The organism is Leptospira perolatii, assembly GCF_002811875.1.
Classification (GTDB): domain Bacteria; phylum Spirochaetota; class Leptospiria; order Leptospirales; family Leptospiraceae; genus Leptospira_B; species Leptospira_B perolatii.
On record NZ_NPDZ01000004.1, the window covers coordinates 249,269 to 262,999 of the forward strand.

15 protein-coding genes are annotated in these 13,731 nt (G+C 42.4%); 9 read left to right on the forward strand and 6 right to left on the reverse strand.

Translation table 11 applies throughout. The annotated features are described in order from the left end of the window. Positions 1-60 precede the first annotated feature (60 nt). Entirely contained in the window at positions 61-1,680 is a 1,620-nt protein-coding gene (locus CH373_RS08905; protein WP_100713979.1) for a TolC family protein, read from the forward strand. Here the strand turns inward: CH373_RS08905 and CH373_RS08910 are convergent. Continuing rightward, on the reverse strand, positions 1,670-2,626 hold the full coding sequence (locus tag CH373_RS08910) for a cytochrome-c peroxidase (protein ID WP_100713901.1): 957 nt from the start codon (positions 2,624-2,626) through the stop codon (positions 1,670-1,672). The two genes, CH373_RS08905 and CH373_RS08910, sit on opposite strands and share 11 nt — an antisense overlap. A 210-nt stretch (positions 2,627-2,836) precedes the next feature. On the opposite strand from CH373_RS08910, the gene CH373_RS08915 reads away from it, so the two are divergent. The 3 genes from CH373_RS08915 (at position 2,837) to CH373_RS08925 (ending at position 5,407) form a co-directional block, all read left to right on the forward strand. Further along, positions 2,837-4,024, forward strand: a complete 1,188-nt coding sequence (locus tag CH373_RS08915; protein WP_100713902.1) for an NAD(P)/FAD-dependent oxidoreductase — start codon at positions 2,837-2,839, stop codon at positions 4,022-4,024. A 5-nt stretch (positions 4,025-4,029) separates the two neighbouring features. Further along, positions 4,030-5,019 carry a sigma-70 family RNA polymerase sigma factor gene (locus CH373_RS08920; protein ID WP_165778804.1) on the forward strand — a complete coding sequence of 330 codons (990 nt, stop codon included), beginning with the start codon at positions 4,030-4,032 and terminating at the stop codon, positions 5,017-5,019. 163 nt (positions 5,020-5,182) lie between these two features. After that, complete coding sequence (locus CH373_RS08925) at positions 5,183-5,407, forward strand: hypothetical protein (protein ID WP_100713903.1); 225 nt, start codon at positions 5,183-5,185, stop codon at positions 5,405-5,407. 63 nt (positions 5,408-5,470) lie between these two features. On the opposite strand, the gene CH373_RS08930 is transcribed toward CH373_RS08925, so the two are convergent. The 4 genes from CH373_RS08930 to CH373_RS08945 all read right to left on the reverse strand — a co-directional run bounded on the left by CH373_RS08930 (position 5,471) and on the right by CH373_RS08945 (position 9,210). Next, complete coding sequence (locus CH373_RS08930; protein WP_125169980.1) at positions 5,471-5,986, reverse strand: LIC11966 family surface protein; 516 nt, start codon at positions 5,984-5,986, stop codon at positions 5,471-5,473. 216 nt (positions 5,987-6,202) lie between these two features. After that, entirely contained in the window at positions 6,203-7,366 is a 1,164-nt protein-coding gene (locus CH373_RS08935; RefSeq protein ID WP_100713981.1) for an acyl-CoA dehydrogenase family protein, read from the reverse strand. 187 nt (positions 7,367-7,553) lie between these two features. Next, entirely contained in the window at positions 7,554-8,726 is a 1,173-nt protein-coding gene (locus CH373_RS08940; protein WP_100713905.1) for a CaiB/BaiF CoA transferase family protein, read from the reverse strand. 97 nt (positions 8,727-8,823) lie between these two features. Next, entirely contained in the window at positions 8,824-9,210 is a 387-nt protein-coding gene (locus CH373_RS08945) for an SMR family transporter (RefSeq protein ID WP_100713906.1), read from the reverse strand. An 85-nt stretch (positions 9,211-9,295) separates the two neighbouring features. On the opposite strand from CH373_RS08945, the gene CH373_RS08950 reads away from it, so the two are divergent. Together CH373_RS08950 and CH373_RS08955 are read left to right on the forward strand one after the other, a co-directional pair. Beyond that, on the forward strand, positions 9,296-10,126 hold the full coding sequence (locus CH373_RS08950; RefSeq protein ID WP_100713982.1) for an alpha/beta fold hydrolase: 831 nt from the start codon (positions 9,296-9,298) through the stop codon (positions 10,124-10,126). A gap of 111 nt (positions 10,127-10,237) precedes the next feature. Then, a complete protein-coding gene (locus CH373_RS08955; RefSeq protein WP_100713907.1) occupies positions 10,238-11,020 on the forward strand; it encodes a helix-turn-helix domain-containing protein in 783 nt (260 codons plus the stop codon). Positions 11,021-11,058: 38 nt separating this feature from the next. Here the strand turns inward: CH373_RS08955 and CH373_RS08960 are convergent, their stop codons facing one another. Next, entirely contained in the window at positions 11,059-11,601 is a 543-nt protein-coding gene (locus tag CH373_RS08960; protein ID WP_100713908.1) for an Mpo1 family 2-hydroxy fatty acid dioxygenase, read from the reverse strand. A 235-nt stretch (positions 11,602-11,836) separates the two neighbouring features. Between CH373_RS08960 and CH373_RS08965 the strand changes: the two genes are divergently transcribed. The 3 genes from CH373_RS08965 to CH373_RS08975 are packed head-to-tail and all read left to right on the forward strand — an operon-like array spanning position 11,837 to position 13,726. After that, a complete protein-coding gene (locus tag CH373_RS08965; RefSeq protein WP_100713909.1) occupies positions 11,837-12,670 on the forward strand; it encodes a sterol desaturase family protein in 834 nt (277 codons plus the stop codon). 56 nt (positions 12,671-12,726) lie between these two features. Further along, positions 12,727-12,906 carry a tautomerase family protein gene (locus tag CH373_RS08970; protein WP_100713910.1) on the forward strand — a complete coding sequence of 60 codons (180 nt, stop codon included), beginning with the start codon at positions 12,727-12,729 and terminating at the stop codon, positions 12,904-12,906. 1 nt (position 12,907) lies between these two features. Next, the gene (locus CH373_RS08975; protein WP_100713911.1) at positions 12,908-13,726 is read left to right on the forward strand and encodes a YdcF family protein; all 819 of its coding nucleotides are present in this window, start codon (positions 12,908-12,910) and stop codon (positions 13,724-13,726) included. The last annotated feature ends 5 nt before the right edge of the window (positions 13,727-13,731 follow it).

Here is a 13,731-nt window from a genome sequence, read left to right on the forward strand (position 1 = left end):
TTTTCGATTTGGCAAATTCTTCCAAATTTAAAACCTTGCTCCAAGGAAGAACAAGTACTCATGCAACGCATTCAGTCGGTTATTCGGAAATATTCTCTGATCCACTTCCTAGTCGGAAACATTTTGATTACACTTCCGATGTTCTCTCAAGAAAATCAATCCACCGACCAAAGTCAAACAAAGGTTTTACATCTCAGCTTAAAAGAAGCTGTAAATTATGTCCTTGAGAATAATATTACTGTAAAGAATGCCAAGATGGAATTCGTAAAATCCGATTCTGGTGAGCTGAAAAACGAATCCCAATATGCATGGACAATGGTCGGTTCGTTTTCCACAGTAAGAACGAATTTGCCATTCAACCGAAACAACGTACTAAGTGGTACTAAGATTTCTAACGATAGGATCGCTGTTGGAGTCCAAAAGCAGTTTCAGACCCAAACCTATTTTAGTTTGGAAGCGAGCACGATCCGATTCGACTCGAACGCATTTGAAACCGCTACGAACAACACTCTCGGAGCCTTCGGAAAAGTACTCGCGGCTCCCCCTCAGTACACTGGCGCCCTGTCTTTAACTTTGAGCCAAGAACTCCTGAAATACAGCTTTGGACGCACTGAGAAGGAGCGTCAGAAGATTCTAAAACAGAATACCGTGATTAAACGGGACGAATTAATCTATATACTCTCGCAATTAGTAGTTAAAACCCTAGTAGATTACTGGACTCTGAGCGTGTACGATTCTCAGGTAGAAACCTTTGAGAAACTTGAGAAAAACACTCGGAACATTCGGGACCTGACGATCCGAAAGAGGAACCTAGGACTCTCTGAAGCATTCGAAGTCAATCAGTGGAATTCCGCACTGACACAAACTCAGAATAACCTGGAAAGGGCAAAATTAGCCAGAAGAGAGGCGGAGAGAAATCTGGTTCGTGTATTAAATGCGGATCCTTCCTCTCAGGTGGCAGGTATTACAGACTTGTCCGAGCATGTCCCCAAAGACATTAATCTCGAAAAAGATTATGAATACGCCCTGACCCATCGCATCGATCTTCGTAACCTGCAAAGACAAAGGGAAGTCGCCGGGACCGAACTAAAGGTGAAGGAAGACGAAGATATGCCTTCCTTGAAAATCACAGGCACTTACTCAAGTCGGGGCCAGACCTTTCTGAACCCCCAATCAAACTTTATAGATCCGGAAAAAGGAATTCAGTCCTTTAAATATCCAGAGATGAGCGCAGGATTCCAGCTTTCTTATCCGCTCTTTGACACTGGCATCAAAACGGATATCAGGGATTCCAAAATCAAAGTGGATGTACTTGCGAAGCAAGAAGAAGAGCTGAAAGTTCAGATCAAAGAAGAGTTAGGAAACCGTTACGAATCCATCATGGCGGGCTCCGAACTATTAGATGCGGCTAAGAGACGTAGAGACGAGGCGGAAAAATTCTATCGAGGAATCCAACAAAGATTCAACCAAGGTAGATTTACTGCGGTGCTAGTAAAATCTGCCTTGGACAATTTGATACAATCCGAACTGCTGGTTGCTCAGGCAAAGATCAACTTTAACGTAGATTTAATTCGCTATGACTTAGCAAAGAATTACGTATTCGAAAAATTCGGAGTGGATGTCCAACAGATCATCCATGAACTCAGTAAGTATTCTCCCGAACCTAGTACTAAGCCTTAGGAATCTCCGGAATTTCTAGCTGGATCGTCTCGCCTTCCAAGGCTCTCAAGAATTCGATCAGATCTTTCTTTTCTTCTTCGGATAATATCGAAGGCTTTAAAAGAGGATCCTTTGTCGCACCCGCTTGACCCCCTCTAGTAAAGTGATCCACTGCTTCTTCGATCGAAGTAAATTCACCATTGTGCATAAAAGCTTTTTTGCGGGTTACATCCCTCAACGTAGGAGTTCTCATCTTATCCGAAACACCCGAAAGCCCGATAGCGTGCGGTTTAGAATCCGAAAAATTCGGCCCTTTATGGCATTGTACGCATTTTGCTTTGTTTTGAAAAACTTCCCAGCCTCGTTTTTGCGCATCCGTTAGCGCATTAGAATCACCCATGACAAAGCGATCAAATCTGGAGTTCTTGCTGACAATAGTCCTTTCGAATGCAGATAGAGCTAAAACGATTCTTTCTGTAGTTACTTCCTCAGATCCGAATGCTTTTTTAAAAAGCTCCCGGTACTTCGGAATCGCAGATAGTCTTTGTAACACTACGGATTCGTTCTTGAGCATGATCTCTGAGTGCAATCGATCCTTTACGATATCCTCTAGATCTTTTGCATGAGGGTCCTGAAATACATCCTTGTACAAAGCTACGTTTGTGAGTTTGGGAGAAATTTGATTATGAATCTTGTTTCTAGGAGTTCCTACATTTAGATTCTGTAACTCAGAATTATGGCAAGAAGCGCAACTAGTATCTTGCTTTAAGGAGAGCCTAGGATCAAAGTATAAGTACTTTCCTAGTTCTATTTTATCCGGATTGTAAGGATTGGAACTCGGATGAATTACGTTTTTCACAACGAACTTCTCCAATTCCGGAATTGGTCGCGGCTCCGGCTTACAGTAGTTCAACGAACCAAGCCAGAGAAGTAGGGAAAATGCGAAACTTGCATATTTCATATTCATGCCCTTTCACTAGAATTTCCTTCCAGCATTTGAAGTCAACCGGCAATTAGAACAGTTCTAAGACCAAAGCTTTGTAAGAACCTTTCTTCGACGGAACAGCGACAAGGTGCCAAAATCAATCTTCGAAGATTTCGCTTAATAATTTGATCCTGCTTTGTCACAAACTCTTATCCCCGGAGCGTCTTTCCTGTATCAGAAGGGAGGAAACCCATGGAAAAAAAATCAGTCTTAATAGCAGGAGCTGGATACGCGGGAATCGCAGCAGCAAATCGTTTGGCAAGAAAAGGATTGTCGATTGAAATTACGATGGTGACTGACAAATCTGAATTTCAAGAAAAAATCAGAAATCACCAAGTTCTGGCGGGCACGAAACAAAAAACTTATTCAGTCAGAGAACTACTTCATAAAAGTGTAAAATTGCAAATCGCTAGAATCCAAGAAATATTACCGAGCCAAAACCAACTTCTGCTCGAGAACGGAGAAAGAGTCCGCTTTGACTATCTAGCTTACACCCTCGGAATGGCAGGCCCCCAAAAAGACAGTTTGACTCCAGACTACGCGAGCGTAGCAGGCGAAGCCGACTGCCAACGAGTGAGAGAATATTTGGTGAAGAATCCGAATGCAAAAATCACAATCATCGGCGCCGGACTAACTGGAATAGAATCCACCACGGAGCTCGCTGCGACCTATCCAGGCTTAGAAATCACCTTGGTCGATAAGGGAAGCATTGGAAAAATCTTCAGCCAAGAAGGCGCAAAATATACAAAAGATGTAATATTAAGACGGGGGACAAAGCTTCTGGAGAATACCAAAATCGTCTCTTTTTCCAAGAACCAAGTCAAAACCGAGAAAGGACAAATCATCTCACACGATATCTGCCTACTTTCCAACGGATTTTATGCATCCAACATCGCAAAAAAATCGTCCCTACCTACAAATGAGATCGGACAACTCTATGTGAACGAATTTTTGGAAGTAAGAAGTGGTGGAAATATCTTAGGAGCAGGCGATTGTATCAGACCGATGGGAGGACAGTACAATCATGTTAGAATGTCGTGTGCTGCCGCGATTCCGATGGGAGCCTATCTTTCCGAAAGGCTGACTTACTTGCTAGGCGGAAAATCTAAAATCGGAAGTAGACCTTTTTCACTGGGATTCGTAATGTTCTGTGTTAGCCTAGGAAGGGAGGAAGGGATCATCCAATCCGTTTACCGAGACGATACTCCCAAAAAAGCTTTCCGAAAAGGAAGGCCTGCGGCATTCATTAAGGAATTGGTCTGCAAGTTTGCGCTAAATAGCCTCAGACTCGAAAAGAAAATCGACTTCTATCAATGGCCTTCGTTTGTTCCTGTAGATACTGAACTGGAATTAACTGGGGCAGAGATTGCGCAGAGGTAAAAAGTTTGGATAGGCTCGGAGAATTCTTAAATTATAAGAATCTAATATTTGGAATCGCTTATAGAATGACCGGAAGTTTTTCGGACGCTGAAGACATCGTCCAAGAATCCTATCTGCGTTGGGAGCGTTCCAAAGAACAAGAAATCAAATCCGCTAAAGCTTTTCTGTCTACGATTGCAGCAAGGCTCTCTTTGGACAGTCTTCGCAAGGCGCAAAGAAAAAGAGAAACCTATATCGGCCCTTGGCTTCCCGAGCCCTTGCCTCCTCAGGACGAAAGCGAACCGGATCTTGAAACTCTAGACCTGGCCTTTTTGCATTTGCTGGAAAAGCTCAATCCGATCGAGAGGGCTGTTTTTTTGCTCAGAGAATCCTTCGGAATGGAGTACGGGAGCATTGCAAAGGCGATAGGAAAAACTCCAGATAATTGCAGGCAAATTTTGAAGAGAGCAAAGGTCTCACTGAAATCCGAATCTAGAAAATTCGATGCAGACTTAGAAACCAAGAGAACTCTTGTTCGAAAATTCATACTCGCTTCTTCTAAGGATCAACCAGAGCTTCTTTTGTCTTACCTAAAGGAAGATATCGTGGTTTGGTCAGATGGAGGAGGAAAAGTGCACGCAGCCAGAATTCCAATTCTAGGAAAAGAAAGAGTAGCTTCGTTTCTACTTCGGGTTCGTAAGAATCGGTCATTCCTTAAGGGACTGGAGTTTTATTTTGCCGAGAACAATGGAAACCAGAGCATCATCGCGTATTCAGAGAATCAGCCTGTATTTATGCAGCATTATCTCTTTGATGGAGAAGGAATTTCTAGGATCTACTCCTTGGTAAATCCGGACAAGTTATGCGCTTATTCGGACAAGGAAGGACTCTTAGCATCTGGAAAACTGATTCCATTGGAACTATTTCTGCTCTTTCCAAAGACAGCGTTTGGAAAGGCTGTAGTTCCTTCCTGGACCAAACCAGTGCTTTCACTGGTTCGTTGGGTATTTCGTTAGAATCGAATAAACGACCGTTCACTAAAGAATATAAATTTCAAAAATCTGAAGTCTTGGAAAAGTAAATCCGGGATATATATAGTTTCTCATTTTTTCAAAAATCTTCGTAAGCCGGTTAGACATATTCCCGTCCAATAACAGCATACGGTGGGGAAAAAAACAGGTGAATACGCAGGTCAAAAAAAGTTTTAAAAGAAAGACACAGTTTAAAAGAGAAGCATTAGTAAACGAATTACTCGCACAAGTTTCCGAAGATATGCGACAGACCCTATTTTTTAAAGTACTGAACCCGCTCTATAACGGACCTTATATTTCCAACAAAGTTGCTTCAGAAGCAGCAGAGTATTTGGAAGGAAACTTGTCCATCGCCAACACGCAAAACAAATAAGAGTACAAAAAAAGAGGGACCTTGAAAGTCCCTCTTTCCTACAACTGCGACGCAAATAGCGATTTATTTGCCGAGACTATCGATCTCTTTTTGCAATTTATTTTCTTCTAATGGAAAGCCATTCGCAGATGCGAAAGCAGTTTGTACCTTCTTGAAGTTTTCGTCGTAACCTTTTTCTTCTTCGCCGATTTCTTTTGCGATCACGTTCAATCTAGCTACGTCAGCTTGAGTGATACTTGCGCCTTTCTTTAAGAGCTCAATCATTTCTTTGAATGCGTTATTGCCTGATTTCTCGTAGAACACGAATAATTCGATCGCAGCTTTCTTTAGGCCGTAATCGTCTTTGTCATAAGTAAGCTTCTCTAATGCTTCTTTAGACTTGGAGCACTGGGCGACCATTTCTACACGCAAGCTCTCCGCCTTGTCTAAATCAGTTTGGAAATGCTTGGACATTTCGATCAAAATATTAAGTATCTTTCCCTGTTCTGCAACGATGGTATTATTATACGATTTCGCTGAGGGGGTACATGAGGATACTAGGGCTAACAACGCCACAACGTATACCGCTCTTCGGAACATATGAGACTCCACGATAAATTATTTCGGCGTGATGGCCGGACTGCAAGAGTAGACGATTCTGCCTATTTCACACAAGTGTTTTTCCTGGTCAAAATCCGGAACTTTGCTCAAGATTTTTCCGCAATCAGCCTGTACTTCTTACCCTTTCAAAAAAAAACGCCGGAGTGTAATCCCCGGCGTCTCGGTGTCCCTTTCGGGCAAAAATCTGTTTTCTTCTTATTTTGCGGAAGCTGCTTCCCGGATCACATAAGCTGCGATCTCGTTCTTTTGGATTTGAGTCGTTCCCTCAAAGATACAAAGAATTTTGGCGTCGCGCATCAGTTTCTCGACCGGATATTCTTTTGTATATCCGTAACCGCCGTAAATCTGAACCGCATCTAGAGCGCATTTCATTGCAGTCTCAGAGCAATATGCTTTTGCAATCGCAGAATACTTTGGTAAGCGAGGATCATCTGCATCTGACATACGCGCAGAAAGGTAACAGATCTGACGAGCAGTCTCGACTCCGATAGACATGTCAGCTAACATGTGCTGAACCGCTTGGAAGCTGGAGATTTTGGATCCGAATTGCTCGCGTTGGCGTGCATATTTAGAAGCGTGATCTAGTGCAGCTTGAGCGACACCTACTCCCATCGCCGCAACATACGGACGAGAAGCGTTCAAAGTCTGGAGAGCGTAAATAAATCCTAGATTTTCTTTTCCGATCATGTTTTCTTCGGAAACCGCACAATCTTCAAAAATGATTTGGCGGGTGTCAGAAGCACGAATTCCGAGCTTATCTTCTTTTTTTCCTACGATCAGACCTGGTGTGTCGCGTTTTACATAAAAACAAGAAACTCCGCGGGTTCCTCTTCCTTTATCTGTATAAGCAAATACAGTATAGGCTCCTGCGCTTCCGCCACCGGTGATCCACTGCTTAGTTCCGTTGATCACCCACTTGTCGCCTTTTTTCACGGCTGTGGTGCTCATGCCCGGAACGTCGGATCCGGCGCCTGGCTCAGAAAGGCAGAAGGAAACTCCGTACTCGCCGTCTACAATCGGTTGCAGCCATTTCTTTTTTTGCTCGTGGCTAGCACCTTTCATGATTGGTAAAATTCCCAATCCAGTATAACCGAAACATAGGCTGATTCCCAAGCATCCTCTGGAAAGCTCTTCCGTCACTAAGCATTGCTCTATGGATCCTAAACCCCAACCACCGTATTCTTCCGGTATAGTTAAGCCGTTTACTCCGAGCTCCCTTCTCATTCTATTGATTAATTCTTCAGGGTGCTTATTCTCTTCGTCCCAGTGAATTGCTACTTCGTGGGTAATCTCCTTCTTTACGAAATTACGGATAGTATCCCTAATTTCAATCTGCTGATCGGTGAGTTCCTGGTACATTCGGTCCCTTCTTACGAGAGTTTCTAATCCTAATTTTTGAACACTATCGATTAGATCAACTAAAACCTTAGACAATCACAGGGCGAAAAACGTTCTATGGGACAGAATTCGAAACTTTTTCTCAAATTTGCTTAAATTCGCCGATTCTAGCCAGTTAAAAAATACAGAACGTTCGTTCTGCAAGCTATTAGATCACTTTTTCTTTTCTCATTTCTTCTATTTGAGATTCGGAATATCCGAGAGAAGTTAGTATTTCCTTTGTGTGCTCTCCGTGAGCAGGTGGCTCGGTTCTGTATGTCACAGGTGACTCCGAAAATGGAAATGGGGACCCAAACTGTACATATTCTCCGTATTCCGGATGCTTTTTGTCCAAAATCATTCCCTTAGATTTGAGTATTGGATCCTTTGCGACCTCCTCCATCGTTTTTACCGGGGTCAAGCAGGAGTCCGGATTTTGGAAAATTGGCTCTAAGTCCGAGTACGTTTTAGAAGCGAAGTAGTTTTTTAGGAGTTCCTTCCATTCACCAAAGTGACTTTCGTCCGCAGGCACGGATTCCAAATGCACATCTAGGCCGGATTGTCTTAAGAAGGTTTTGAAAAACATATCTTCCAATGCACCGAGTGCGACCCATCTTCCTTCTTTTGTTTTGTATGTGTTATAGTTCGGAAGTTTGCCGGAAAGCAACTCGGCTCCGCCCTCTGGGCTTTTTCCGGAAGCCGCATAAATTCCGGCGTAAAGCGAAATGAATTGCAGAGAAGCCTCCATCATGGAGACCGCAATCTTTTGTCCTTTCCCAGTTTTTTCCCTGTAGTACAGTGCTGCGAGGATCGAGGACAATGCTGTCAATGTTCCTCCACCGATATCCGCCAACTGAAAGCCAGGTGCTTGAGGATCCTTTCCTGTCTGAGATAGTACACCGGACAAAGAAAGATAATTTAAATCATGTCCTGCAAAATCTCTGTAAGCTCCGGAGTCTCCGTATCCATAGATTCCACAATAGATCAGTCTTGGAAATCGATCCTTTAAATCCTGGTACCCCAATCCCATTTTAGAGAGACCGTCTGGACGAAATCCTTCTAATAAAATGTCTGCGTTTTCCAAAAGCTTAAAAAGAATTTCTTTCGATCTTTCTTTCTTAAGATTCAGAGTGATCGCTTTTTTGTTTCGATTGAGCATCAGATACAAAGAAGGAGCACCTTTCGGATTTTTAAACATTACCCTCGTGGCGTCCATCGCTCGAGGATTTTCAATTTTTATAATGTCTGCTCCGAGATCTCCAAGGTACATGGAGCAAAGCGGACCTGGGAGTAATAAACTTAAATCTACGACTTTGATTCCGGAAAGTGGGCCCTGGTTCATCCTACTTCCACCTCCAATTTAGATGGGAGCAGTGTTTTGATCTAAGTTTCCGTTTGCAAATCGATTTTTGGGGATCGTTAAATGAACAGAGTTCGAATTAGTCGAACATTTCCCCTGCCGTAAGCCAAACTCCGACCATAATGCAACCGATTCCAATCCATTGAGACCAGTTCAATTTTTCCTTAAATAGAAAAGCAGAAGCGACTAATACGATGATGAATCCTGCAGAAGTAAATACCGGATAGGCAAGAGATAGTTTAATTCCTTTTCCCAAAACCCATCTATAACCGAGCAATGCGATTCCAAAAGATGCGATTCCTGCAAAAAAAACCGGATGCAAAAATAACTGGATCAACCCTAATATCCCACCGGAAGATGCGGAAGTTTCGGTCTTATCTCCTAAAGAACTCGCTTTGATAAGAATATTCGCGAGAGCATTGAAGAATAGGGCCACACAAAATACAATAATTACGGAGAGGTTCATGTTTTATCCTCGATTGCAAAAAAACATCGCTTGTTTTCTCTTCCATACCATGAGAAGGAAGCGAAAGATCAAGGGCAAATCTGAGATGAAAAGAAAAACATTCCAATTTAGGAACCTGCAGTTATCCTACATTGTATCCGGGCCAGAGAATTCTACTCCAGTTCTAATCACTCACGCCAACGGATTTTCTGCTGGTTGCTATTCGTATTATATCGAAAAACTTTCTGAAACTCACAGAGTGTTTGCTCTAGATTTTTGCGGGCACGGACAATCTCAAGTTAGTTTAGATTGGAAGGAATGGACTTTTTTTAGAGACCAAATTCTTGCACTAATCGAAACAGAAGGACTGAAAAATCTGGTCGGCATCGGACATTCCTTAGGCGGGGCCAGTCAACTTTTAGCCTCCTATCATTCTCCACAATTTTACAAAAAGTTGATCATTATGGATCCCGTAATCTTAGATCCGATTGCAATCCTTCTTGGAAAAATCTTCGGTCGGAAACTCGCCAAAGGCGCCTTAGCTAGAAGAAGCGAATTCGCAAGCCTGGATCTGATTCGAAAAGGATATAGAAGAACTCCTACTTTTTCCAGATGGGACCCGAAGATCTTCGAAGATTATTTGCAGTCCTGTTTTCGTCAGACAGAAAACGGCAAGATCATATTATGCTGCCCGCCGCAACTTGAGGCTAAAATTTTTAGCACGGCGAGCATACGTAGTCTATTTCAATATCGTAATATCAAAACAGAGACTCATATCACGATCCCGGAAAAATACGAAGTTTGTTCTCCAAAAGCGGCTAGAAGAATTCAGTCCGGAAATCCAAATTCATCGTTAGAATTCTGGAAAGGTTCCACACATTTTTTTCCATTCGAAGAGCCCGAGAGAACCTGGGATCGTATCCAAAGAGCTTTATGAATCTGTAGATGGCTCTTTACGGAATCGGACTTTACTCGCAAAAAAGATTGTGATTTTAGGAACGTAGGTAAATACTTTGATCTCGAAGTTTCCGTAGTACCAAAGGTTATTATGAGTGAGGAGCAAAAAGGAGTTTTATACTATTTCGAGGGTAGAATTCTTTTTGCTTCTAGAGGTCTATCCGCGGAATCGCATTCGCACTACGCGGTTTCTATTCTGATTTCCGTAGGATCTCCATTTCATATCACTGACCTGGAAGGGAAGCAGACTCCTTTTCAAACAGCAGTGGTTTGTCCTAACTATCACCATAGCCTGGACGCTGAACAATCCGACATCATCGTTTTACAAATAGATCCAGATAGCGAGGATTACGCTCCAATCGAAGAGAGATTCGGAAAAACCGGGATCCACAAAATCCCGGAAAATGATCTCAAGGAGTTGGAGAAAAAATGTAAAGAGCTATTATTAGGAAATTATAATTGTTCTTCTGCGTTGGATCTGTTTTTAGAAATTTTGAGCGCGGTCGGAAATAAAACTCAAACCAAGGTTTCTATAGATCCTCGAATTCTATCCGCTACGGATCGAATGAAAAAAGCACTCCCCGAAGCGCTAACAGTTCCGGTCTTGGCAAAAGAGTTCGGCTTTTCTGAAACCAGATTTATGCACCTTTTTAAAGAGCAGCTCGGTCTTCCAGTGAGAAAGTATCAGCTTTGGTTGAGATTACATTCTGCAGCGAAACTTTTAAAGGACGGTGTGACGCTGACGGACGCCGCTCACGCAGCCGGCTTCGCGGACCAGGCTCATCTCAGTAGGACGTTTAAGAAAATGTTCGGAGTACAGCCTTCTAGATTCTTGGGCCCTCATACAGGAGTGAAGGCCCATTTTTGTGTTTAATTAGGATACTAAGTAAAAAACTCTATTATCCTAAAGGATCAATGTGCTTTCGCAGTTTGGAAAGTTTTCAGTTTTCCTCTTTCTATTAAAACTTTTTTGACCTCAGCTTCCAAATCTTTTCTGAATCCAAGTTCAAAGAATACATCTGCGACTACGAAGATCGGAGCGGATACAACAGCCTGGAACAAATTATCAAAGAGAGCAGGTCTATCCTTCTCAAAAATAAAATGTCCATAAAACTGAGCACCCCAACCTAACACCTGAGCTACACCAAAAATCGTCCAAACCGTAGAAGGTGCCATAGTGAAAGTAATTTTATGTGCAATCACCAACAGTGCTCCGAATACTACAGTAGAAACCAAGGCGAACAGGATATCTAGTGTGAAATAGTAGAGTAAAATTGCTCCGGCAAACGCTGTCGCAAACGTAATCGGAAGATCCCCGATTCTAAATAGCTCCCATCTAGTTGTAATCAGGAATAGTGTAAATGTAATCGTAGGAACTCCAAAAACGTGGATCCAAATATTTCTCTTTTCCTGATGGTAGGCTGAATAAAAAGCCATTTCCTTTGCAAATCTCATAGGCAACTCCCAGTTCAAATTCACAAATAAGGTTACCCCAATTTGCCTCTCTTTGCTTGAACGAACCTGTCGCAGGCTTAATTTTTTGAAAAAAAACCGAAGATTCTTCGATTTAAATATAGCAACTGTTATAGATAAAAGCCTACACAGGATTTTAGTTCTCGCCAAACATAGACTATGCGAAACAAGTCAAACAGTACCTATGAATCGATTTGCTTTTTTAGGATGACTTTGCATGGAATCTATCGTTGTTTATTTTTCGAATATACCGTCTTGGCAAAGGACCGCGCTTTTGGTCTCAGGATTCTTGTTTTTTTGGTCCTGGGAATCTTTGACCCGAAGAAAAAGCGAGTTTTCCACATTTGAACATAATAGAATCAACCTGGTTTTTTGGATCACTACTTTACTTATCAATCTATTATTTGCGGGGACTACACTCTGGGTCAGCTTCTACTTTAGCGAGCATAAGTTCGGTCTATTAAATTTAGTGAATATGCCGATTTTTGCTTCGGCAATTTTTGGAATCCTGTTTTTGGATTTTCTCTGCATTTACGTTCCGCATTGGCTCCAACACCAAATCCCGTTTCTCTGGAGATTTCATTTGGTGCACCACAGCGATCCATATATTAATGTGACCACTGCACTGCGTCACCATCCTGGAGAGGCATTGCTCAGAGTGATCGCAACTCTTTCGGGTGTAATGATACTCGGAGTTTCGCCCGGGATATTATTGCTGTATCAAACGATCTCCGTTTTTTTTGCACAATCCACTCATGCAGATATTCGTCTTCCGTCTTGGTTAGATCGGATTTTTTCTGTAGTGCTTGTCACTCCTGAAGCGCACAAGGTACACCACCATAAGCACGAGCCGTTCACGAATATGAATTACGGAAATATATTTTCTTTTTGGGATAGACTCTTTGGTACTTATACAAGATTACCATCCGACTCGATAGAATACGGAGTAGACGCACTTCCATTCTCTAAAGAAAGGGAAGCCAGCGAAGTTCGTTTGATGCTTCTACCAATTCAATTGGAAAAAGAAGAATCATTGAAGTCAGGCAGTTAAATTCTTCGTATTTGATTTGATTGATCCGTAAACTTTTAGAAGCATGACCTTATATTATGCCGTACATAAATCTAAAAGTAGCCGGACCCTTAACCAAAGAGCAAAAGCAGACAATCGTAAAAGAATTTACGGAAACTCTCCAGAGAGTTGCGAACAAACCTCCTGAAGCGACTTACGTCGTTATCGATGAGGTTTCGCGCGAGAACTGGGCTAAATCCGGAAAACTTCTAGAGTAGAATGGATACTCTCTTCTTCTCCCTGTCAAAACTGGGAGGACTGATCCTTTTCCCTTTACCGGCCTGTCTTCTATTTCTACTTTTAGTCGGAGTTTTTCTTCCGAAAAAGAAGGGAAAGTATCTAATTCTAGCTCCAACGATTCTACTCTGGATCTGCTCTACGAATTCGTTTTCTCAATGGCTGATCCGTGGATTAGAAGATGAGTTCCCTCCCGTACAAATGAAGGAACTCCCCAAGACTGATGCCATTTTAGTATTGGGTGGAATGGTAGACAATATGGCTCTCTATCCGAATAGGCCGGAACTCACTGCTTCCGCGGATCGGATTACAGACGCAGTGCTCCTGTATAAAGCAGGAAAGTCTCCTAGAATCGTATTCACTGGTGGATCCGGATACTTGCTTTTTCAAACCAGAACCGAAGCAGAGGACGCAAATCGATTTCTTCGTTCTTTTGGAATTCCTGACCACGCTTTGGTTTTAGAATCCGAAAGCAGGAACACCCAGGAAAATGCAGATCTTACCAAGGAAATCTTCGCAAAGAATCGATGGAAATCGGCGATACTGATTACTTCTGCCTTCCATATGAAAAGATCCTTAATGGTGTTTGAGAATACTGGAATTAAAATCCATCCTTGGCCTACGGATTACCGCTCTAAGCTTTCCTTAATTACTCTGGACTCCTTTATCCCTTCTACTATCTCGTTGGAAAATACTACGATCGCTTGGAAAGAAAGGATTGGGATCTTCGTTTATGGCTTAAGAAAGCGTATTTCCACTTTTCTTCCCCTCAGGTTCCGGTTTCCTTGGTCTAAGGACTAGATTTA

Bases quoted from the DNA above. Each gene is read 5' to 3' on its own strand.
- CH373_RS08905 (WP_100713979.1), top strand. From the start codon at position 61: ATGCAACGCATTCAGTCGGTTATTCGGAAATATTCTCTGATCCACTTC.
- CH373_RS08910 (WP_100713901.1), bottom strand. From the start codon at position 2,626: ATGAATATGAAATATGCAAGTTTCGCATTTTCCCTACTTCTCTGGCTT.
- CH373_RS08915 (WP_100713902.1), top strand. From the start codon at position 2,837: ATGGAAAAAAAATCAGTCTTAATAGCAGGAGCTGGATACGCGGGAATC.
- CH373_RS08930 (WP_125169980.1), bottom strand. From the start codon at position 5,986: ATGTTCCGAAGAGCGGTATACGTTGTGGCGTTGTTAGCCCTAGTATCC.
- CH373_RS08935 (WP_100713981.1), bottom strand. From the start codon at position 7,366: ATGTACCAGGAACTCACCGATCAGCAGATTGAAATTAGGGATACTATC.
- CH373_RS08940 (WP_100713905.1), bottom strand. From the start codon at position 8,726: ATGAACCAGGGCCCACTTTCCGGAATCAAAGTCGTAGATTTAAGTTTA.
- CH373_RS08945 (WP_100713906.1), bottom strand. From the start codon at position 9,210: ATGAACCTCTCCGTAATTATTGTATTTTGTGTGGCCCTATTCTTCAAT.
- CH373_RS08950 (WP_100713982.1), top strand. From the start codon at position 9,296: ATGAAAAGAAAAACATTCCAATTTAGGAACCTGCAGTTATCCTACATT.
- CH373_RS08955 (WP_100713907.1), top strand. From the start codon at position 10,238: ATGAGTGAGGAGCAAAAAGGAGTTTTATACTATTTCGAGGGTAGAATT.
- CH373_RS08960 (WP_100713908.1), bottom strand. From the start codon at position 11,601: ATGAGATTTGCAAAGGAAATGGCTTTTTATTCAGCCTACCATCAGGAA.
- CH373_RS08965 (WP_100713909.1), top strand. From the start codon at position 11,837: ATGGAATCTATCGTTGTTTATTTTTCGAATATACCGTCTTGGCAAAGG.
- CH373_RS08970 (WP_100713910.1), top strand. From the start codon at position 12,727: ATGCCGTACATAAATCTAAAAGTAGCCGGACCCTTAACCAAAGAGCAA.
- CH373_RS08975 (WP_100713911.1), top strand. From the start codon at position 12,908: ATGGATACTCTCTTCTTCTCCCTGTCAAAACTGGGAGGACTGATCCTT.